The sequence below is a fragment of the Kitasatospora fiedleri genome, assembly GCF_948472415.1.
Lineage (GTDB): Bacteria > Actinomycetota > Actinomycetes > Streptomycetales > Streptomycetaceae > Kitasatospora > Kitasatospora fiedleri.
Genome location: NZ_OX419520.1, coordinates 1 through 20,733 on the forward strand (window position 1 = coordinate 1; position 20,733 = coordinate 20,733).

Below are 20,733 nucleotides of genomic sequence, written 5' to 3' on the forward strand. Positions count from 1 at the left end.
CGGCGTCAAGATCGTGATCGAGAACTGCGTGATGGAGGGCTGGCACCCCGACGGCTACCCCGGCAACTCGCCTACTCGCCCGAGCTGTGGGAGTGGATGTTCTCCCTCGGCCTCTACCTCAACTACGACCCCTCGCACCTGGTCTGGCTGGGCATCGACCGATCGCCGCCCTGCGGCCGTACGTCGACCGGGTCGCCCACGCCCAGGCCAAGGACGTCCAGCTCGACCCGGCCGCCCGCGACCGCTACGGCTGGCCGGCCGGGCCGTCGCCCGCACCGACCCCTGGGACACCCGGCTGGTGGCGCTACCGGGTGCCCGGCCTCGGCCAGGTCGACTGGCGCCGCGTCGTCGACACCCTGTACGAGGGCGGCTTCGACGGCGTGCTCTCCGTCGAGCACGAGGACCCCGTCTGGTCCGGCGACCGCCACCGCACCGAGAACGGCCTGAAGATCGCCCACCGCACCCTCGCCCCGCTGCTGGTCGGCTGAACCGCCCGCCCCGCACGGAAAACCACCCCCACCCCGCCGCCGGCCGGTGCGCGCCGCCCCCTGCCCGCACCGGCCGGCCCGCCTCCCCAGGAGCGCACCACCGTGGACATCACCAACGTCCAGCACAGTCCGATGGGCGCACACGCCTCCTTCACCCTCGGACACCCCGGCCCGCACGGCGGCCTCGGCCTCGGCCTGGCCGGACCGGCCGGGCAGAACGTCTACATCGCCGTCGAGGAGGCCCCCGCAGCGGCACCTACCGCGGGCTGCCGTTCTTCGCCGTCGACCAGGACGACCAGCTCGCCCGCTTCCAGGGCGGCGAGGAGGGCCGCCCCCCGGCACCCGCCGGGCCGCTGACCGCGCTGGCCGCCGACCAGGTCCGGCGGACCTTCGACCCGGTGACCGACCGCTGGACGGCCGGACCGCTGGACTTCGCCGTCCACTCGCCGCTCGGCGCGCTGCCCGAACCGGGCACCGCCCCGGAACCCGGGCGGCCCCGGACGAGGCACTGCGCCGCGCCGTCCTGCCCGCCGTGCTGGCCGAGTTCACCGTCGACAACACCGGCGGCACCGGCCCGCTGCGCGCCTTCGTCGGCTACGCGGGCTCCGACCCGTACGCGGGCATGCGCGTCATCGAGGGCCCCGGCTTCACCGGGATCGGCGAGGGCACCAGGACCGCGATCGTCACCGACGCCCCCGGGGCCCGCACCGCGATCGGCTTCGACATCCCGTTCATCCTCGGCGACGACCGCCGCCCGGGCGACGGCTTCGGCCTCGGCCAGACCGGCCTGCTGGTCTTCGAGGTGCCGCCGGGCGAACGCCGCACCCACCGGCTCGCCCTGTGCTTCCACACCGCCGAGTACCTGACCGCCCCCGAGCGCTGCCGCTACCTCTACAACCGCTACTACCCGACCTGGAGGCGGTCGCCACCACCGCCCTGGCGGAGTTCGACCCGCTGCTCGCCGACTGGCGGCGGGCCCGCGACGAACTCGGCACGGCCGCGCTGAGCGAGGACCGCGCGTTCATGCTGGCGCTCGCGATCCGCAGCTACTACGGCAGCACCGAACTGCTGGAGGACGCCGACGGCCGCCCCGTCTGGGTCGTCAACGAGGGCGAGTTCCGGATGATGAACACCCTCGACCTCACCGTCGACCACTCCTTCTTCGAGGCCCGCCAGCACCCTGGACGCTGCGCAACGTGCTGGAGCGCCACCTCGCCCTACAGCTACACCGACCGCTACGGGATCAGCTTCACCCACGACATGGGAGTCGCCAACGTCTGGTCCCCGCACGGCCACTCCTCCTACGAGCGGCCCGGCCTGTCCGACTGCTTCTCGTACATGACGGGCGAGCAACTGCTCAACTGGGTGCTGGCCGCCGCCGTCTACACCGCCGCCACCGCGCGACACCGCCTGGCGCGCCGCCCACGCCCCCACGCTGCGCGCCTGCCTGGACAGCATGCTGGCCCGCGACCGGGCGCGGACGGCGTCCAGACCGTGGACTCCGACCTGGTGGCCGGCGGCGCGGAGATCACCACTACGACAGCCTCGACACCTCGCTCGGCCAGGCCCGCTCCAGCAGCTACCTGGCCGTCAAGGGCTGGGCCGCCTACCGCTGGCTGGAGCGCGCCCTGCACGACCTCGGCGACCCGGACGCGGCGGCGGAGGCGGACCTGCGCGCCGGACGCGCCGTCAAGGCCCTGCTGGAGTCCGTCGGCCCGGACGGCACGGTGCCGGCCCTGCTCGACGAACCGGACGGCGCCCGGATCATCCCGGTCGTCGAAGGACTCGCGCTGGCCCACCTCACCGGCACCGACGTGCACGGCGAACCGGAGCTCACCGCCGCGCTCCGCGGCCACCTGCTGGCCGTGCTCGGCTCCGGCCGGTGCCGGTTCCCGGACGGCGGCTGGAAGCTCTCCGAGACCAGCGACAACTCCTGGCTGTCGAAGACGTACCTCTGCCAGTACGTCGCCCGCGAGCTGCTGGCCGTCCCCGACGACGCCGAGATGGCCGCCGCCGACCGCGCGCACGCCGACTGGCTGCGCCACCCCACCGAGTCCCGCTGGTCCTGGAGCGACCAGATGATCAGCGGCGTCGCCGCGGGCAGCCGCTACTACCCGCGCGGCGTCACCGCCGTCACCTGGCTGCTGGAGGCCGGCACCCGCTGAGGCGGCGCCAGGAGCACACCATCGTCCATGCGGCCGTGCCCATTCGTCATGGGAACGCGTGCGGGACCGGGCCATCCTGGTGGTCGACCGAGCGGGCAGGCCCGGTCGCGGTGCCCCACCACCACCGCCGCCGCCCCGCCCGCGTCACCCCCACCCCACGGACCCATGGAGCCACCGTGAACCTCCTGCACCGCTTCGCCCGCACCCGCCGCGGCGCCGCCACCGCCGTCCTGGCCGCCGCCCTGCTGACCGGCGTGGCCGCCGCCCCCGCCCAGGCCGCCACCGTGCAGAACTGCAACGTCGAGGGCGCGATCATGTACGGCAAGTACTACGCGCACAACAGCCAGTGGGGCAACACCTACAACGGCTGGGGCTACGGCAGCCAGTGCGTGTCGCACTCGGACACCGAGCTCGGCAACAACTGGTACTCCAGCTTCACCTGGTCCAACAACGGCAACATCTCCGACGACGAGTGGCACATCAAGGCGTGGCCGTCCGTGGTCAGCGGCTGGCAGTGGGGCTACGCCAACCCCGACCACGGCGGCTTCCCGGTGCGCCTCGGCGACGAGCACTCGGTCGTCACCAACTGGGACTTCGAGGTCCACGCCGACAACTGGAAGGGCGACTCGATCTACGACCTGTGGGTCGACCCCTCGCAGAACCCGAGCAGCCAGCCGCAGAACGAGGTGATGGTCTTCCTCAACTACAGCGACGGCGCCATCCCGAGCTCCGCGGACAAGGTCGGCAACGTCTGGTCAACGGCGCCAACTGGGACGTCTACCGCAGCTACGGCTCCTGGCAGGTCATCAGCTACGTGCGCACCGACCAGACCTGGAGCGTGTCCGGCCTGAACCTGCGCGACTTCCTGGACCACTCCCAGGGCGCCGGCTGGCTCGACCCCAACCTCTACCTGGTCAGCGTCCAGGCCGGCCACGAGATCTGGCACGGCTCGGGCACCACGCACACCTGGAACTACAGCGTCGACGTCTCCTGACGCGCGACCGCCGTCGGCCGCCGTCCCTCCCGGGTCTCCGGGAGGGACGGCGGCCTCGTGCCGTCCGCGGTGCGCCCGGCGCTCAGATGCCGGTCAGCCGGACCAGCGCCCGCACCGCCGGGCTGTCGCAGCGCCGCGCGGCGGCCTCCGGGGTGCGGCGGAAGACCTGCGGCGCCAGGCCGTGGGTGGCCCGGAAGCGGCGCGAGAAGTGCAGCGGATCGGCGAAGCCGCAGGCGCGGGCGACCTGCGAGACGTTCAACTCGCCCGCGGCGAGCAGCCGTTCGGCGTGCGCCAGCCGCACCTGTTCGAGCGCCGTGACCGCGCCGACGCCGAAGTGCGCCTGGAACATCCGGGCGAAGTGCCCCGCGAGACGGCGGCGGCATCGGCCAGCTCCACCAGGGTCAGCGGGCGCGGCCCCTCCCGCCAGACGTCCCGGACGTACCGCAGCGCGGCCGCCAGCTCCGGTCTGGCGGGTTCGGCGGGCTCCTTCCGGAGGAGCGGGCCGGAGCCGGCGGCCGGCCCGCCCGCGGGGCGCGGTGCGGGCGCACCGCCGCCGGACTCGGCCGGCAGCCGGTTCGGCGGACAGCCCTCCAGCAGCACGGACAGCACCATCCACAGGGACTGCGCGGCCAGCTCCCGCCAGCGCTCCGGGCGCGCGGTCCCCAGCCACAGCAGGTACTCCAGCAGCACCGGCGACGGGTCGGGGGAGCGCGGCACCCGCACCCACGGCTGGGCCTGCTCCGGCGGGCTGCCGGGCCAGCAGAACTCCGCCTCGCCGAGCGCGGTGGACGCCGCCGCCGCCTCGATCCAGTCGGACCGGTGCGGCGGCACCAGGGCGATCGCGCCCGGCGGCAGCAGCGGCCGCCAGCCCGGCACCGCCGCCCGCCGCTCCCCGCCGGCCCGCGGCGGGGGCGGGGCGCCGAGCGACCAGACCAGCCGCCAGACCCGTTCGGCGCCCGGGTGGCGCTGGGCGGCCCCCGGGCCCGCCCGGCCGTCGTCCGCCACCCGGGCCTGGAGCGCGCCGGGCGGCCGGAGTTCGCGCGGTTCGGCGCGTCCGCGGCCGGGGTACGGGTGCGCCCCGGCCCGGCCGGTCCGACCGGGGCGGAGCTGGCCGGGGACCGTTCCGCGGCCCCGGGCGGGCCGGACGGTGGGGGCGGAGCGGAGCACCGGCAGCGCCACCGCCTGCACGGCGGCGGCGTAGCGGGCCGGGGTGGCGGCGAGGGTCGCGGCGGGGGTCGCTGCGGGGGTCGTGAACACGCGGTACCTCCCAGGGGCCCGTGACCGGGCCGCGCGGCTGCGTTCGGGAACCGCGTCCCGGCGCTGGTGCCCGGACGGGCCCGGCGCGGCCGGAACGGCGGACCGTGGGCGGATCCTAGGGCCGTCCCGGCCTGATCACCACGGAAAAGTTTCGGTAAGATTTACCGTCCGGAAGTCTAGGAGCGCCGTTTGCGGCGGTCAACATCCGCGCCGCACCGACCGCCGTCCCGGTCGCGCCTCGCTACCCTGGCAGCCCCCGCAGGGCCGCGGGCCGCCCCCACGCCGACGGCGGCGGACGCGTCCGGCGCGGGCCACAGGAGAGGAACCGCGGATCACATGACAGAGGACACGACCGGAGGCGGCAGAGGCGGACGGGTCACCCTGGCGTCCGTCGCGGCGGACGCCGGGGTATCGGTGGCGACGGTCTCCAAGGTGCTCAACGGCCGGGGGACATCTCGGCGCAGACCCGGAGCAAGGTGCAGAGCCTGCTGGTCAGCCACGGGTACCAACTGCCGGCCGGGCGCCGCCGGGTGGGCGTGGTGGACATGCTGATCGACAACATGTCCAGCTCCTGGTCGGCGGAGCTGGCCCGCGGCGCCGTCGAGGCCGCGGCGAGCACGAGGTCAGCGTGGCCATCACCACCCGCCAACTGCGCGGCGCGCCCGAATCGCGCTGGATCGACCAGGTGCTGCGCCGCGGCACCGACGGCCTGATCGTGGTGCTCGACTCGCTGACGGCCGCCGAGCGCGAACTGCTCGACGCGGGCGTGCCGTGCGTCCTGCTCGACCCGGTCGGCGAGCCGCAGCCGGGCTTCCACATGGTGGGGGCGACCAACTGGCAGGGCGGCCTCGACGCCACGCTGCACCTGGTCGAGCTCGGGCACCGCCGCATCGCCTGCCTCGGCGGTCCGCCGGAGCACTGGTGCGCCCGGGCCCGGCTCGACGGGTACTACGCGGCGCTGGCCCGCAACGGCCTGCCCGTCCGGCCCGAACTGGTGCGCACCGGGCTCTTCCAGGAGGAGTCCGGGTACCGCCTGATGGGCGAGCTGCTGGAGCTGCCCGACCCCCCGACCGCGGTGTTCGCCTGCGACGACGTGCTCGCCATGGGCGCCATCAAGGCCGCCGCCGAGCACGGACTCGCGGTGCCCGGAGGGCTCAGCGTGGTCGGCTTCGACGACGTGCCGTTCACGCAGTGGACGGCCCGCCGCTGACCACGGTGCGCCAGCCGCTGGCCGCGATGGCCAGCACGGCGGTGCGCATCCTGATGCAGCAGCGCGACCGGGGGCCCGAGGAGCCGCAGCGCCTGGAGATGGCGACCACCCTGATCGTCCGGGGAGCACCGCGCCGCCCGTCCGCTGACCGCCCCCGACCAGGGGAGGGCCGCCGCGGCACTGCTGCGGGAGCCCTCCCCGGCATGGACGTTCGTGCCCTCCCCGGCACGATTCACCACCCTCGGGGCCCGCCCCGGACCCGAGTTTTCGGAAACCCGCCGAAAATTCTGTGGAACACCTTGACAGGCGGGGGTGCTGGGGCGGAGCCTCACTGCGGTCGGGATCACCGCCCTGACCGGCGGACGGTCGACGGAGCCCAGGCTCCCCCGGCACCCGCCACGCCCCCACCCACCCGCAGACCGCTTTCGGCCTGGAGCCGAAACCGGGCCGGTGCCCGCCGCAGGCACCGGTCCGGCCCGTCCCGCACCGCCGGGCACCGGTCCTGCGCACCCACGCCGAGCCACGGCAGCGCCCGTCGCCACCGGCAGGGAAGGAACGACGATGTCCGTAGAACCGGTCGCGAGGGAACGCCCCCCCGCCCGCCCCGCCCCGAAGGCCCGCCCGGCCGGATCGCTGCGCACCCGCATGTGGCGGGCCCGCTCGATGTACCTGATGATGCTGCCCGGCCTGCTCTTCTTCGTGGTCTTCTGCTACGTGCCGCTGCTGGGCAACGTCGCCGCCTTCCAGGACTACTCGCCCTACCTCGGCTTCTCGGGCAGCGAGTGGGTCGGCCTCCACAACTTCGCCGTGATGTTCGACGACCCCCAGCTGGTCACCGCCGCGAAGAACACCGTGGTGCTGAGCTTCCTCCAGATCGTCTTCGCCTTCCCGGCGCCGATCGCGCTGGCGATCCTGCTGAACAGCGTGATGAGCGACCGGATCAAGCGCTGGGTGCAGGCCGTGGTCTACCTGCCGCACTTCGTCAGCTGGGTGATCGTCATCGCCATCTGGCAGCAACTGCTCGGCGGCGACGGACTGCTCACCAACCTGGTCTCCGACCACGGCACCCAGTCGGTGGCGATCATGAGCGACCCGCACTGGTTCAAGTCCCTGATCACCGCCCAGGTGATCTGGAAGGACACCGGCTGGAACACCATCATCTTCCTGGCCGCCATCACCCGGATCGACTCCCAGCTCTACGAGTCGGCCGCGGTGGACGGCGCCGGACCGTGGCGGCGGATCTGGCACGTGACCCTGCCCGGCATGCGCGGCGTGCTGGTGCTGATGCTGATCCTGCGGCTGGGCAACGTGCTGACCGTCGGCTTCGAGCAGATCCTGCTCCAGCAGCACACCGTCGGCATGGAGACCGCGCAGGTCCTGGACACCTTCGTCTACACCCGCGGCGTGGTCGGCGGGGACTGGGGGCTGGCCACCGCGGCCGGCCTGTTGAAGGGCGTGATCGCCACGGCCCTGGTCGTCACCGCCAACAAGCTCGTCAAGCGCACCGGTTCGGAAGGGGCATTCTGATGGCCGACACCACCACCCGGCCGCGACCCCGCACCGTGACCCTCCCGGCCGACGCCGGCCGCCCGCGTCCGGCCCGGCCCCGCTCCGCCCGGCCGGTGTGGGCCGAACGCCCCTCCCGGGCCGGCACGGCGGCCAAGGGCGTCGTCCTCGCACTGATCTGCCTGGTCGTCCTCTACCCGATGGTCTACATCCTGGCCGTCAGCCTCAGCGACCAGAACGACCTGGCCGGCAGCGGCCTGCTGCTGTGGCCCAAGCACTGGTCGCTGGAGTCCTACCGGACCATCCTGGAGGGCGGCCTGGTCACCCGGGCGCTGGTGGTCAGCGTCCTGGTCACCGTCGTCGGCACCGCGCTGTCCATGGTGCTGACCGTCCTCACCGCGTACTCGCTCACCCGCACCCGCGAGGTGCCCGGATCGCGCTTCGTCCTGTGGCTGGTGCTCGGCACCATGCTGTTCAGCGCCGGGATCATCCCCAACTTCCTGATGGTCAAGCAGGTCGGGCTGCTGAACAGCTACTGGGCGCTGATCGTCCCGGGCGCGATCAACGCCTTCAACCTGGTGGTCGTCCGCAACGCCTTCATGGAACTGCCCGCCGAACTCCTCGACTCGGCGCGGATCGACGGCGCCGGCGAGTGGCAGATCCTCTGGCGGGTCGTGCTGCCACTCTCCAAGGCCGTGCTCGCCGTGGTCGCGCTGTTCTACGCGGTCGCCCTGTGGAGCGACTTCTTCAGCGCGATGATCTACCTCAACGACACCACGAAGTGGCCGATCCAACTGGTCCTGCGGCAGTACGTGCTGGAGGGGCAGTCGATGGCCCAGCTCGCCCCGAACCCCAACCGCCCGATGCCGCAGCCGCAGACCCTGCAGATGGCCGTCACCGTGGCGGCGACCCTGCCGATCCTGATCGTCTACCCCTTCGTGCAGCGGTTCTTCACCAAGGGCATCCTGGTCGGCGCGATCAAGGGCTGAGCCCCGCCGACCCGCCCCCCGCGCACCCCTCCCGCGCACCCCTTCCACCCCGGACGCCGCCCGCCGCGGCGCGGTCAGCCGTGCGCCGACCGCGCCCGGGCGCCCCACCCCACCCTCAGCCGGACCCCGGAAAGGCCCCGCCATGAGACAGCCGAACACCTCCCCCTGAACGCCCTGGCCTCCCGCCGCACCCTGCTCACCGGCGCCCTCGGCCTCGGCGCCGGACTCACCCTCGCCGCCTGCGGCAGCGGGGGCGGCGGGGGCGGGAGCCACACCCCCGGCGCGGCCTTCCGCACCCCCCAGGCCGGCCCGGTCCCCTCCCCGCTGCCCGGCGAGCACCGCGACCCGATCCACGGCGTCCCGCCGCCTACGACCGCTACCCGTCCGCCGCCGAGCAGTTCGCCTCCGTCGCCAAGGCGCCCGGCAGCGGCGGCACCATGACCGCCCTGATGCAGCTGGCCACCACGCCGGCCCCCGGCCGCGGCGACAACCGCTGGTGGCAGGAGCTGGAGAAGCGCCTCAACCTCACCTGGCAGCCCACCCTGGTCGGCGGCTCCGACATCGGCGACCGCGCCCAGACCATCATCGCCAGCGGCGACATGCCCGACCTGTTCAACGTCAACCACTACTTCTCCCCGGCCATCGACCGCAGCGTCAAGCAGGGCGCCTTCACCGAACTCTCCGACTACGTCGGCGGATCGGCGATCCTCGACTACCCGAACCTGGCCCGGCTGCCCGACTGGGCGTGGCGCAACAGCTCCATCGACGGCGGCATCTTCGGCGTGCCCCGGCCCACCCCACTGGTCAACAACGTGGCGTTCTACCGCGAGGACTGGCGCAAGAAGCTCGGCCTCGGCATGCCGCGCAACGCCGACGAGGTGTACGCCCTGCTCACCGCGTTCACCAAGTCCGCCCCGGCCGGCGACGGCGTCAAGACCTGGGGCCTGTCCGACCTCAACAGCGGCTTCTTCGCCGCCATGCACCGCGTCCCGTCCACCTGGCGCCTCAACCCGGACGGCACGCTGACCAAGGACCACGAGACCGACGAGTGGGAGGCGATGCTCGCCTACATGCGCAAGCTGTGGGTCGGCGGCGCCTTCCACCCCGACGCCCCCACCATGCCCTGGGACCAGCAGCGCCAGCTCTTCCTCAACGGCTCGATCGGCATGCACGCCGAGGGCTTCAACGGCATGGTCGCCGTCGGCGGCGACCTCGGCGTCATCCAGCGCAACAGCCCCGGCGCCGACCTCCAGCCGATGCTGCCGCCCGGCTTCGACGGCGGCAAGCCGCTCATCGCCCAGGACACCGGCTACTGGGGGTACTACAGCATCCCCGCCAAGCTGCGCGGCAACAAGGACAAGGTCCGCGAGGTCCTGCGGGTCTGCGACTACTTCGCCGCGCCGTTCGGCAGCAGCGAGTACACCTTCGTCAACTACGGCATCGCCGACCACCACTTCACCTACGGCCAGGACGGCTCCCCGGTACCCACCACCAACGCCGCCCGGCTCTCCGAACTCAGCATGGCGTACATGTGCCAGCCGTCCGAGCTGAACTTCTTCTTCGCCGGACAGCCCGCCCAGGTCGCCCAGGGCGCCCAGACCTTCCTGCACGACGCGATGCCCGTCAGCGCGCCCAACCCGGTCGTCAACCTGTACTCGGAGACCGCGATCTCCAAGACGCCGGTGCTCAAGCAGCTCATCGACGACCTGATGGTCGCCGTCGTCACCGGCCGCAAGCCGATCAGCGCCCTCGCCGAGGCCCGCCAGTCCTGGAAGAGCCAGGGCGGCGACCAGATGCGCGCCGAGTACGAGAAGGCACTGGCGAAGAAGAACTGACCGCCCGGCCCGTCCGCACAACCCCCCATGGAGTCACCGTGACCATCAGCATCGGCGTCGTCGGAGCCGGGCAGTTCGCCCGCGCGTTCATCCCGCTCTTCCAGGCCCATCCCGGCGTCCACGACGTCCGCCTGACCGAGGCCGTCCCCGAGCGGCTGGAGCGCGAGGCGGCCCGGCACGGCATCGCCACCACCTACGCCTCCTTCGAGGAGATGCTCGCCTCCGACGTCGACGCCGTCGCGATCTTCACCCAGCGCTGGACCCACGGCCCGCTCGTGGTCCAGGCCCTGGAAGCCGGCAAGCACGTCTACTCGTCCGTCCCGATGGCCGTCTCCGAGGAGGAGATCGCCGCCATCGTCGAGGCGGTCGCCCGCACCGGCCTCACCTACATGATGGGCGAGACCAGCTACTACAACCCGGCCGCCGTGTACTGCCGCGCGCGGCACGCGGAGGGCGCGTTCGGCGAGATCTTCTACGCCGAGGGCGACTACGTCCACGACATGGACCTGGGCTTCTACGACGCCTACAAGTTCAGCGGCGGCGACGGGTGGAAGGCGGACGCCAGCTTCCCGCCCATGCACTACCCCACCCACGCCCTCGGCGGGGTGCTCGCCGTCACCGGCTCGCACGTCACCCACGTCTCCTGCCTGGGCGTCACCGACACCCGCGGCGACGGGGTCTTCGACCGCGCGGTCAGCCGCTGGGGCAACGACTTCTCCAACGCCACCGCGCTGTTCCGCACCGCCGACGGCGGCGCGGTGCGCACCAACGAGATGCGCCGCGTCGGCTACCCGTCGCCGCTGCGCGAGTCCAGGTTCCGGTTCTTCGGCACCGAGGGCAGCTTCGAGCAGCTCGCCACCACCACCCTGTGGCAGGACCGCGAGAAGGCCGAGGACGTCGAGGAGCTGATGCGCACCGTCCCCACCGCCCGGCTCGACGACGAGGCGCTGGCCGACATCGACCCCTCGCTGCGCGACGCCTTCGTCAGCGGCTTCGCCCCGGTGCACGACCTGAGCCGGCTGCCCGCCGAGTTCACCGGGCAGCCCAACGGTCACGAGGGCTCGCACCAGTTCCTCGCCGACGACTTCGTCACCGCCTGCCTGACCGGCGACCTGCCGCCGGTCAACGCCTGGACCGCCGCTCGCTACACCCTGCCCGGGCTGGTCGCCCACCGCTCCGCGCTGGCCGGCGGCGTCCAGCTGGAGGTCCCCGACCACGGCGACGCCCCGCGCTGACCCGCCCCGTTCCGCCGTCCCGCCGACCGCTCCCCAGGCCGGCGGGACGGCCGCACCCCCGCCCCCGCACCGGAGGAACCGACCACCGTGACCGCAACCACCCCGCTGGCCGTCCAGCTCTACGGCCTGGACCGGGCCATGACCGCCGACCGGCGCGACACCCTGCGGCGGCTCGCCGCCATGGGCTACACCGGCGTCGAACCGTACGACGTGCTCACCGACCCGCACGGACTCCGCGCCGACCTGGACGAGTTCGGCCTGCGGGCGTGCAGCGCGCACGCCTGGATCACCGGCGAGCAGCAGGCCGAGATCCTGGCGGCGCTGGCCGTGGTCGGAACCGACACCGTGGTCCTGCCCTACGCCGCCCCGAGCGGCTGGCCGACCGCGACGCGGTCGCCGCCCTCGCGGACGAACTCAACGCCGCCGTCCGGGCCGCCGCCGAGCACGGCATCCGGGTCGGCTACCACAACCACGAGTTCGAACTCGCCACGCTCCTCGACGGCGTCCCCGCCCTGGAGGTGCTGGCCGACCTGCTGGACCCGGCCGCCGTCCTGGAGGTCGACACCTACTGGGCGGCCGCCGGCGGGCAGGACGTCCCCGCGCTGCTGGGCCGGCTCGGCGACCGGGTCCGCCTGCTGCACGTCAAGGACGGCCCGATCACCGTCGACCGCGAGCAGCCCAACACCGCGGTCGGCGCCGGCCGGATGCCCGTCCCGGCGGTCCTCGCGGCCGCCCCGCCGCCGAATGGCACATCGTCGAACTCGACCAGTGCGCCGGCGACCCGTTCGACGCCATGGCGCAGAGCCACGACTACCTCACCACGGAGGGCGTGCGATGACCCCGGCGCACCGGCACCGCACCGGTCCGATGGGCGTCGCCGTCATCGGCTGCGGCACCATCAGCGACCAGTACCTGACCAACCTGACCGCCTTCCCCGACCTGCGGGTGCTGGTCTGCGCGGACCTCGACCCGGAACGCGCCCGCGCCCAGGCCGAGGCGTACGGCGTCCCCGGGTGGGGCGGCCCCGCCGAGGCGCTCGCCCACCCGGACGTCGAACTGGTCGTCAACCTGACCGTCCCCGCCGCGCACGCCGAGGTCGGCCTGGCCGCCGTCGCGGCGGGCAAGCACGTGTGGAACGAGAAGCCGCTGACCGCGGACGCGGCCGGCGCCCGGGAACTGCTCAAGGCGGCCGAGGCCGCGGGCGTGCGGGTCGGCGGGGCACCGGACACCTTCCTCGGCGCGGGCCTGCAGAGCGCGCTGCGGCTGATCCGCTCCGGCGCGATCGGCACGCCGCTGACCGCGCTCAGCCTGATGCAGATCCCCGGCCCCGAGTCCTGGCACCCGGGCCCCGAGTTCCTCTACCGCGCGGGCGGCGGGCCGCTGTTCGACATGGGCCCCTACTACCTGACCGCCCTGGTCGCGGCCCTCGGCCCGGTCCGCCGGGTCAGCGCCGTCGGCTCCCGCTCCCGCGACCGCCGCACGATCGGCTCCGGCCCCCGGGCGGGCACCGAGTTCGAGGTCACCGTGCCGACCCACGTCTCGGCGCTGCTGGAGTTCGCGGGCGGCGGCTCGGCCACCGCGGTCTTCAGCTTCGAGTCCCCGCAGCTGCGGCTCGGGTTCGTCGAGGTCACCGGCACCGACGCCACCCTCGTCCTGCCCGACCCCAACCACTTCGACGGCCCCGCGCGGATCGAGGACGGCGGCCCCACCCGCGAGGTCGCGGCCACCGGCACCACGGCGGGCCGCGGCATCGGCGTCCTGGACCTGGCCCGCGCGATCCGCTCCGGCGAGCCGCACCGGGCGACCGGCGAACTCGCCCTGCACGTCCTCGCCGTCATGGAGGCGATCGAGGCCGCCGCGGCCGCCGGCGCACCCGTCGAGGTGGCGGGGGGCGCTCCGTCGCCGCAGGCCCTCCCGAGGACTGGGACCCGTACGCGGCCACCCTGGCCCCCTGACACGACCCCGCCCCGACGGCCGTGGCCGGTACCGACCGAACGTCGGTACCGGCCACGGCCGTTGCGGGAGCGGGGAACGTCAGTCGACCGCGCCGTTGACGGTCGCCTTCGCGATCGCGATGTCCGGGACGTGGTACGCCTGGAGGATCTTCTGGTAGGAGCCGTCGTCCATCAGGGACTGCAGCGCGCCCTGGATCGCCTCCTTCAGGCCGGGCACGGACTTCGCCACCCCGATGCCGATCGGCGAGGCGCTGACCGGGCCGACGGCCGCGGTGCCGGCCACGGTGTCGAAGACGGCGCCGCCGTCCGCGGTGTCGGCCACGTACGCGGCGGTCACCTCGTCCAGGAAGTCGGCGCTCACCTTCCCCGAGCGCAGGGCGAGTTGGGCCTCGGAGTCCTTCCCGAAGGCCAGCACGGCGATGGCGGGCAGGCCCTTCTGCCGGCACAGCTCCTGGCGCTGCTCCAGGAGCTTCTGGTGGTTGGTGCCGGACTGGACGGAGACGCTCTTGCCGCAGACGTCGGTGACGGCCGCGATGTGCTCGGGGTTGCCCTTCTTCACCAGCCAGCCGGGCCCCGCGTTGACGTAGTCGACGAAGTCGACGGCCTGCTGGCGCTCCTTCTTGTCGGTCATCGCCGACATCACCGCGTCGAACTTGCCGGCCTGGACCGCCGGCAGCAGGCCGTCGAACTTCTGCGCGGTGAACTCGAAGCGGACGCCGAGCCGGGCACCGACGGCCTGTCCGAGGTCGTAGTCGATGCCGGTCATCTCCTGGCTGCCCTCGGAGACGTACATCTCGAACGGCGGGTAGGGGACGTCGGTGGCGACCCGGACCTTCCCGGCCTTCCGGACCGCCTCGGGCAGCGCCCCGGCCAGCTTCGCGTCGGCGTTGATCGTGACGCCCTTGACCGTGACGGCGGCCGCCGTCGTCGTCGGGGCCGGTGCCGGACCGGAGCTCGAACAGGCGGTCAGCGCCAGCGCGCAGACGGTCGCCGCGGTGGCGGCCGGGAGCACCCGGCGGGTCGGGGAGAGGGGCATGGCGGACGTTCCTCCGGGGTCGGGCGGCGGGGAAGACGGGCGGACGGGCGGACGGGCGGGCGGACGGGCGGGCGGCGCCTGGGTGCGCCGCCCGCCCGGTGCGGTGGGGGTCAGCGGTGGGGTCGGCGGTGGGGGTCAGTAGACGTACAGGTGGGTGGTCAGGTTGACGAAGGAGATCGCGCTGCCGCTCTTCCACGCCTTGTAGCCGGTGCCCTTGGTGAGGTCGGCCTCGAAGGTCGGGCCGCTCTCGTAGCTGATGCCGTACTGGGTGGTGCTGCGGCCGGCGCCGACCAGTTCCTTGGCCATCTTGACCATCTGGTAGGCGTGGTCGGTGGAGGAGTTCGGGGAGGAGAAGACGTCGCTCCAGCGGCTGCCGACCGTCCCGCTGGTGGGGGCGTAGGCGGGCTTGGTGGAGGTGGCGGTCCAGGTGGCGGGGTTGTAGGTGTCGCCGCTGGTCAGGTAGCTCCACTTGACGCCGTCGACCGACCAGTAGCCGCTGTGGGTGCCGACGGTGTCGCCGCGCAGGTCGAGGACCGAGACGCCGTTGGTGCCGACCACGGCGTCCGACTCGTTCGCGGTGCCGGGGTTGGTGACGACCAGGGCGGTGTCCTCGTCGATGCCGAAGGCGCGGGTGTGGCCGGTGGCGGCGGCGAGGCGCACGATGCGGCCCTCGCGGCCGCGGGCGGCGAAGTGGGTGTCGATCAGGCCGGAGGTGAAGAAGTTGAAGCCGCCCTCGGGCCGGTAGGTGAGGTCGTCGGGGTGGCTGTCGCTGATGGTGGTGTACGGGCCGTAGCGCAGGGCGTCCCAGCTCTCGCCGCCGGTGACCATGTCGCGGCCGTTGGCGATGGCGGTGCCGGCGCTGGTGCCCATGATCGCCGCGCCGGCGGCGAACTTGGCGCGGATCGCGGCCAGCGCGGGGGAGTCGCTGTTGTCGCTCTTCATCAGGGTGGTGACCAGGCGGCTCTGGTCGCCGCCGCCGAAGAAGAAGCCGGTCATCGAGTTGATCTGGTTGATGACGCTCTGGCTGGCGTTGTTGGAGATGTGGTCCAGGTCGATCGGAATCCACTGGGCGTCGGCCGCGCCGTAGCTGTTCTTCAGCAGGCCGGTGTAGTAGGCGCCGTTGCAGACGGAGTTGGAGCAGGTGGCCGGGTCGTTGGCGTCCGGGTCGTCGGCGGGGACGACGGAGGCGGCGGTGATCACGCCGATCCGCGCCGCGGAGCCGCCGGACTTGGCGACGAAGGTGCCGTAGACGGCGCTGTTGGTGTCGGCGATGGCGCCGCCGCCCAGGATCAGCGCGCCGGGGCCGGTGGCGGCGTGCGCCGCGCCGACGGGCGTGAGGGCGCCGAGCGCCGCGGTGAGGGCGGTGGCGACGGCGAGGGCGGAGGTGCGGCGAGCGGTGGAGGTGCGGCGAGCGGTGGAGGGCACTGGCTGCTCCGTGGGGGAGGGCCCGGACGCGGTGGGGCTCCGGGCAGCGGGGCCCGGGCGTCGGATGCGCGCGGGCGGATGCTCGGCCGACGGGGGGTGGGGCCCGGCGAGCGATGAAACGGAACATACAGAAGCTCGACGGAGACGGATAGATGTAATGGACGGTTCGCCGGAGGTTTTACACGGACGTGCCATTGTGGTCTGGTCCACTGCCCGTAAGGCCGCCGTTATCCATTCGTATCCGCCATTACATCTAGCGCTGCAACTGACTGATCTGTAACGTCTGCGGAGCCTGCTTCGGCACCCCTGAAAGGTCCCCCATGCTTCGCTCCGCCCTGCGCAGAACCGCCCTGCCCGCCGTCCTGCTCACCGCCGCCCTCGCCGCCACCGCGTGCGGCAGCTCCACCGCCCCGGCCGCCACCGGCGCCTCCGCCGCGGCCCCCGTGACCGTCGCGGGCGTCAGCATCACCCCGGACCAGGCCCTGCACGACGCGCTCCCCGACGCGGTCAAGAAGTCCGGCAAGGTCCGGGTCGCCACCGACGTCCCCTACCCCCGTTCGAGATGTACGTCTCCGAGGGCAGCCAGGAGATGACCGGACTCGACTACGACCTCGGGCAGGCCATCGGCGCCAAGCTCGGCGTCCGCTTCGAGTTCCAGGCGCAGAAGTTCGACGGCATCGTCCCCGCCCTCCAGGCCGGCAAGTACGACGCCGCGATCAGCGCCATCACCGACAACAAGGAGCGCGAGCAGGTCGTCGACTTCGTCGACTACTCGGTCTCCGGCAGCGGCATCCTGGTCGCCAAGGGCAACCCGCAGAAGATCGCCACCCTCGACGACCTGTGCGGCCACCCCGTCGCCGTGCAGACCGCCACCAACCAGCAGAAGCTGCTGGAGAAGCACCAGGACAAGTGCCGCGAGCTGGGCAAGGGCGCCGTCGACGTGCAGACCTTCCCCAAGGACTCCGACGCCCAACTTGCCCTGCGCTCCGGCAAGGTGGTCGCCGACGTCCTCACCAAGCCCGCCGCCGGCTGGACCGCCAAGACCGCCGACAGCGGCGCCGCCTTCGAGCTCGCCGACGACCCGGCCGCGCTCGGCGGCTACAACGCCTCCCCGAACGGCATCGCCGTCGCCAAGAACCTGCCGCAGCTGACCGACGCCGTGCAGAAGGCCCTCCAGTCGCTGATCGACGACGGCTCGCTCGCCAAGATCTACGACAAGTACGGCGTCGCCTCGATCGCCGTGCAGCAGGCCACCAAGAACAGCGCGGTGGACTGACATGCCCGTCACCGCACGCCCCGCCGAGGCGGCCCCCGCCCGGCCGGACGACCTGGTGGCCGTCCCGGTCCGGCACTGGGGGCGGTGGATCGCCGCCGTCGCGGCCCTGGTCGGCCTCGTCGGCCTGGTCGGCTCGCTCGCCAAGAACCCCAACCTGCACTGGGACGTCGTCGGCCACTACCTGTTCGCCGACCTGATCTTCGACGGCCTGGCCACCACCCTGTGGCTGACCGCCGCCGCGATGGCGGTCGGCCTCGGCCTGGGCACCCTGGTCGCCGTCCTGCGGCTGTCCGACAACCCCGTCCTGTACGGGCTGTCCACCGGCTTCGTCTGGCTGTTCCGCGGCACCCCGCTGCTGGTCCAGATCCTCTTCTGGGGCTACGCGGCCGCGCTCTACAAGCACCTGATGATCGGCATCCCGTTCACCACCGTCACCTTCGTCCGGTTCGACACCAACGACCTGCTCCCGGCGTCCGTCGCCGCGCTGCTCGCGCTGGGCCTGAACGAGGCCGCCTACGCCTCCGAGATCATCCGGGCCGGCATCCAGTCCGTCGACCCCGGCCAGACCGAGGCCGCCCACTCGCTGGGCATGAAGCCCGTCCTGACGATGCGCCGGATCGTGCTGCCGCAGGCCATGCGGGTCATCATCCCGCCGATGGGCAACGAGACCATCAACATGCTCAAGACCACCGCGTACGTCTCGGTGATCGCCGCGCACGACCTGATGTCCAACATCCAGGACGTCTACGCCCAGAACTACCAGGTCATCCCGATGCTGGTGGTCGCCGCCCTGTGGTACCTGGCGCTGGTCACCGTGCTCTCCGTGCCGCAGGCCTGGCTGGAGCGCCGCTACGGCCGCGGCACCGCCCGCGCCGGGCACGTCCCCCGCTGCGGCGGATGCTCACCGGCCTCCCCGGCCTGCTCCCCACCACCCGCGAACGGAAGGGCTGAACCGATGGCCCGGCCCATGGTGCACGCCGAGGGCGTGCGCAAGCACTTCGGCAGGCTGGACGTCCTCAAGGGCATCGACCTGACCGTGGAGCGCGGACAGGTCTGCTGCCTGCTCGGCCCGTCCGGCTCCGGCAAGTCCACCTTCCTGCGCTGCATCAACCACCTGGAGAAGGTCGACGGCGGACGCCTGACCGTCGACGGCGACCTGGTCGGCTACCGGCAGTCCGGCAACCGGCTGCACGAACTGCGCGAGGCCGAGGTCGCCGAACGCCGCCGCGAGATCGGCATGGTCTTCCAGCGCTTCAACCTCTTCCCGCACCTGACCGCGCTGGAGAACGTCACCGAGGCGCCGGTCCGGGTCGCCGGCGTCAACCGCGCCGACGCCCGCGCCGAGGCGCTGCGGCTGCTGGACCGGGTCGGCCTCGCCGACCGCGCCGACCACTACCCCGCCCAGCTCTCCGGCGGCCAGCAGCAGCGCGTCGCGATCGCCCGCGCGCTGGCCATGAAGCCCAAGCTGATGCTCTTCGACGAGCCGACCTCCGCCCTCGACCCCGAACTCGTCGGCGACGTCCTGGACGTGATGCGCGACCTGGCCGCCGACGGCATGACGATGGTCGTGGTCACCCACGAGATCGGCTTCGCCCGCGAGGTCGGCGACACCGCCGTCTTCATGGACGAGGGCGTGGTCGTCGAGGCCGGACACCCCCGCACCGTGCTGGTCGAACCGGAGCAGGAGCGCACCCGCGCCTTCCTGTCCAAGGTCCTGTGAGCGCCGCCCCCACCCGGGCCGTCCCCGACCCGCGCGCCGCGGCGCTGCTGGACGCCGCCCGGGCCGCCCTGCCCCGCTACCTCGCCGACCTGGCCGACCTGGTCGCCATCGACTCCGGCAGCCACCACCGGGACGGGGTCAACCGGGTCGCGGACTGGCTCCAGCACCGGCTGCACGGCATCGGGTTCACCACCGAGCGCCTCGCCGTCGACCCCGTCGAGGGCCGCGCGTTCGGCGACGTCCTGGTCGGCCGACTGCCCGGCACCCTGCCGGCGGCCGAGGGCGGCGCCCGGATCGTCCTGATCGGCCACATGGACACCGTCTTCGAGGACGGCACCGCCGCCGCCCGGCCGTTCCGCGCCGTCGGAACCCGGGCGTACGGGCCGGGAGTCAGCGACGACAAGGGCGGCCTGCTGGCCGGCGTCACCGCCGCCGAACTGCTGGTCCGCCACCGGCGGACCGCCTTCGCCGAACTCGTCCTGATCGCCACCCCCGACGAGGAGGTCGGCTCGCCCGCCAGCCGCCCGGTGACCGAACTGCTCTGCCGCGACGCGGACTTCGCGCTCGGCCTGGAGTGCGCCCGGGAGAACGGCGACCTGGTCGTCCAGCGCAAGGGCGTCGCCGACCTGCTCGTCACCGTCACCGGACGGGCCGCGCACGCCGGCATCGAACCCGAACGCGGCGCCAACGCCGCCCTCGCCGCCGCCCACCTGGTGGTCGCCCTCCAGGCCCTCAACGACACCTGGCCGAGCGTCACCCTGAACGTCGGCGTCGTCCGGGCCGGCACCCGGCCGAACATCGTCTGCCCCGAGGCCGAACTCCAGGTCGAGGTCAGGGCCGCCACCAGCGCCGCCCTGCGCACCGCCCTCGACGCGATCCGGGACACCGCGAGCCGCACCGCCGTCCCGGGCACCACCGCCCGGGTCGACCAGCTCGACCTCTGCCCGCCGATGGAGTTCGGCCCCGCGACCCGTGCCGTCCTCGCCCTGGCCCGCAGCGCCGCCGCCGACCTCGGCCTCACCGTGGGCGGCGCCGCCACCGGCGGCGTCGGCGACGCCAACCTCACCTCCGGCCTCGGCGTCCCCACCCTCGACGGACTCGGACCCGTCGGCGGGGCCGACCACACCCCCGAGGAGTGGCTCGACACCGCCAGCGCGCCGACCCGGATCGCCCTGCTGGCCACCCTGGTCGATTGCCTCCGGCGGGCCTGAGCCCGCACCTCCGTCCCCCTCGCACCACCGAACGGCCCGGCTCCGCCCGGGCGCCCGCGAACCGCCGCTCCCACCCCCGGCGGGCCCGCACCGGACACCGCCGGGTGCCGGTCCGGGCCCGCCGCACCCCGCGCCCGCACCGGCCCGATCGCACCTGGAGACCACGGATGAACCGCCACCTCCCCGCCCGCCCCCGCCGGGCCGCCCTCGTCCTCGCCGCGGCCCTCGCCACCGTCGCCGCGACCGCCCCGTCCGCCCTCGCCGCCCCGGCCCCCGCCGGGCACCACCCCGGCGGCACGCTGGTCCTGGTCGGCGGCGGCTCAAGGACGACAACACCGAGATCTACCAGGAGATCATCGCCAAGGCCGGCGGCGCCGGGAAGGCCCGGATCGGCGTCCTCACCGCCGCCTCCGTCCCCGAGAGCCAGGACC

18 protein-coding genes and 5 pseudogenes are annotated in these 20,733 nt (G+C 73.5%); 18 read left to right on the forward strand and 5 right to left on the reverse strand.

Features of this window, described 5'->3' with window-relative positions; translation table 11 throughout:
* The first annotated feature begins 92 nt into the window (after window positions 1-92).
* From QMQ26_RS36185 to QMQ26_RS36210, 6 genes and pseudogenes are all read left to right on the forward strand, one after another.
* Complete coding sequence (locus tag QMQ26_RS36185; RefSeq protein WP_404814257.1) at window positions 93-488, forward strand: sugar phosphate isomerase/epimerase family protein; 396 nt, start codon at window positions 93-95, stop codon at window positions 486-488.
* Between the two features lie 266 nt (window positions 489-754).
* Window positions 755-898 (forward strand): annotated as a pseudogene (locus tag QMQ26_RS36190) (hypothetical protein); the annotation flags it as partial.
* A 122-nt stretch (window positions 899-1,020) separates the two neighbouring features.
* Window positions 1,021-1,814: pseudogene (locus QMQ26_RS36195) on the forward strand (glycoside hydrolase family 52 protein); the annotation flags it as partial.
* A 401-nt stretch (window positions 1,815-2,215) separates the two neighbouring features.
* The gene (locus tag QMQ26_RS36200; protein WP_282206806.1) at window positions 2,216-2,653 is read left to right on the forward strand and encodes a hypothetical protein; all 438 of its coding nucleotides are present in this window, start codon (window positions 2,216-2,218) and stop codon (window positions 2,651-2,653) included.
* Between the two features lie 176 nt (window positions 2,654-2,829).
* The gene (locus QMQ26_RS36205) at window positions 2,830-3,504 is read left to right on the forward strand and encodes a hypothetical protein (protein WP_282206765.1); all 675 of its coding nucleotides are present in this window, start codon (window positions 2,830-2,832) and stop codon (window positions 3,502-3,504) included.
* Window positions 3,459-3,647 carry a hypothetical protein gene (locus QMQ26_RS36210; RefSeq protein WP_282206804.1) on the forward strand — a complete coding sequence of 63 codons (189 nt, stop codon included), beginning with the start codon at window positions 3,459-3,461 and terminating at the stop codon, window positions 3,645-3,647. The genes QMQ26_RS36205 and QMQ26_RS36210 overlap by 46 nt, the downstream gene beginning before the upstream one ends.
* Window positions 3,648-3,729: 82 nt before the next feature.
* Here the strand turns inward: QMQ26_RS36210 and QMQ26_RS36215 are convergent, their stop codons facing one another.
* Together QMQ26_RS36215 and QMQ26_RS36220 are read right to left on the reverse strand one after the other, a co-directional pair.
* Window positions 3,730-3,948: a helix-turn-helix domain-containing protein gene (locus tag QMQ26_RS36215; protein ID WP_282206766.1), complete on the reverse strand. Its 219-nt coding sequence runs from the start codon at window positions 3,946-3,948 to the stop codon at window positions 3,730-3,732.
* A complete protein-coding gene (locus QMQ26_RS36220) occupies window positions 3,903-4,904 on the reverse strand; it encodes a hypothetical protein (RefSeq protein WP_282206767.1) in 1,002 nt (333 codons plus the stop codon). Before QMQ26_RS36220 ends, QMQ26_RS36215 begins: the two co-directional genes overlap by 46 nt.
* Before the next feature lie 336 nt (window positions 4,905-5,240).
* On the opposite strand from QMQ26_RS36220, the pseudogene QMQ26_RS36225 reads away from it, so the two are divergent.
* Window positions 5,241-5,321: pseudogene (locus tag QMQ26_RS36225) on the forward strand (hypothetical protein); the annotation flags it as partial.
* A gap of 19 nt (window positions 5,322-5,340) precedes the next feature.
* On the opposite strand, the gene QMQ26_RS36230 reads toward QMQ26_RS36225, so the two are convergent.
* On the reverse strand, window positions 5,341-5,523 hold the full coding sequence (locus QMQ26_RS36230) for a hypothetical protein (RefSeq protein WP_282206807.1): 183 nt from the start codon (window positions 5,521-5,523) through the stop codon (window positions 5,341-5,343).
* Between the two features lie 9 nt (window positions 5,524-5,532).
* Between QMQ26_RS36230 and QMQ26_RS36235 the strand changes: the two genes are divergently transcribed.
* From QMQ26_RS36235 to QMQ26_RS36265, 7 genes and pseudogenes are all read left to right on the forward strand, one after another.
* Window positions 5,533-6,114, forward strand: coding sequence for a substrate-binding domain-containing protein (locus QMQ26_RS36235; protein WP_282206768.1), 582 nt, complete (start codon window positions 5,533-5,535; stop codon window positions 6,112-6,114).
* Window positions 6,115-6,675: 561 nt separating this feature from the next.
* Window positions 6,676-7,641, forward strand: a complete 966-nt coding sequence (locus QMQ26_RS36240; RefSeq protein ID WP_282206769.1) for an ABC transporter permease — start codon at window positions 6,676-6,678, stop codon at window positions 7,639-7,641.
* Window positions 7,641-8,609, forward strand: coding sequence for a carbohydrate ABC transporter permease (locus QMQ26_RS36245; protein ID WP_282206770.1), 969 nt, complete (start codon window positions 7,641-7,643; stop codon window positions 8,607-8,609). The genes QMQ26_RS36240 and QMQ26_RS36245 overlap by 1 nt, the downstream gene beginning before the upstream one ends.
* A gap of 437 nt (window positions 8,610-9,046) precedes the next feature.
* Window positions 9,047-10,444: an extracellular solute-binding protein gene (locus tag QMQ26_RS36250; protein ID WP_282206771.1), complete on the forward strand. Its 1,398-nt coding sequence runs from the start codon at window positions 9,047-9,049 to the stop codon at window positions 10,442-10,444.
* 38 nt (window positions 10,445-10,482) lie between these two features.
* Window positions 10,483-11,679 (forward strand): Gfo/Idh/MocA family protein, encoded by a 1,197-nt coding sequence (locus QMQ26_RS36255; RefSeq protein ID WP_282206772.1) that lies wholly within the window; start codon window positions 10,483-10,485, stop codon window positions 11,677-11,679.
* A gap of 266 nt (window positions 11,680-11,945) precedes the next feature.
* Window positions 11,946-12,344, forward strand: a pseudogene (locus QMQ26_RS36260) (sugar phosphate isomerase/epimerase family protein); the annotation flags it as partial.
* 169 nt (window positions 12,345-12,513) lie between these two features.
* Window positions 12,514-13,634: pseudogene (locus QMQ26_RS36265) on the forward strand (Gfo/Idh/MocA family protein).
* 79 nt (window positions 13,635-13,713) lie between these two features.
* On the opposite strand, the gene QMQ26_RS36270 reads toward QMQ26_RS36265, so the two are convergent.
* Together QMQ26_RS36270 and QMQ26_RS36275 are read right to left on the reverse strand one after the other, a co-directional pair.
* A complete protein-coding gene (locus QMQ26_RS36270; RefSeq protein WP_282206773.1) occupies window positions 13,714-14,670 on the reverse strand; it encodes an ABC transporter substrate-binding protein in 957 nt (318 codons plus the stop codon).
* Window positions 14,671-14,805: 135 nt separating this feature from the next.
* Window positions 14,806-16,095 (reverse strand): cyanophycinase, encoded by a 1,290-nt coding sequence (locus QMQ26_RS36275; protein ID WP_282206774.1) that lies wholly within the window; start codon window positions 16,093-16,095, stop codon window positions 14,806-14,808.
* 320 nt (window positions 16,096-16,415) lie between these two features.
* Between QMQ26_RS36275 and QMQ26_RS36280 the strand changes: the two genes are divergently transcribed.
* The 4 genes from QMQ26_RS36280 to QMQ26_RS36295 are packed head-to-tail and all read left to right on the forward strand — an operon-like array spanning window position 16,416 to window position 20,302.
* Window positions 16,416-16,688, forward strand: coding sequence for a hypothetical protein (locus QMQ26_RS36280; RefSeq protein ID WP_282206775.1), 273 nt, complete (start codon window positions 16,416-16,418; stop codon window positions 16,686-16,688).
* On the forward strand, window positions 16,658-17,371 hold the full coding sequence (locus QMQ26_RS36285) for an ABC transporter substrate-binding protein (protein WP_282206776.1): 714 nt from the start codon (window positions 16,658-16,660) through the stop codon (window positions 17,369-17,371). Before QMQ26_RS36280 ends, QMQ26_RS36285 begins: the two co-directional genes overlap by 31 nt.
* 1 nt (window position 17,372) lies before the next feature.
* Entirely contained in the window at window positions 17,373-19,091 is a 1,719-nt protein-coding gene (locus tag QMQ26_RS36290) for an amino acid ABC transporter permease/ATP-binding protein (protein ID WP_282206777.1), read from the forward strand.
* A complete protein-coding gene (locus tag QMQ26_RS36295; protein WP_282206778.1) occupies window positions 19,088-20,302 on the forward strand; it encodes a M20/M25/M40 family metallo-hydrolase in 1,215 nt (404 codons plus the stop codon). The genes QMQ26_RS36290 and QMQ26_RS36295 overlap by 4 nt, the downstream gene beginning before the upstream one ends.
* Window positions 20,303-20,733 lie beyond the last annotated feature (431 nt).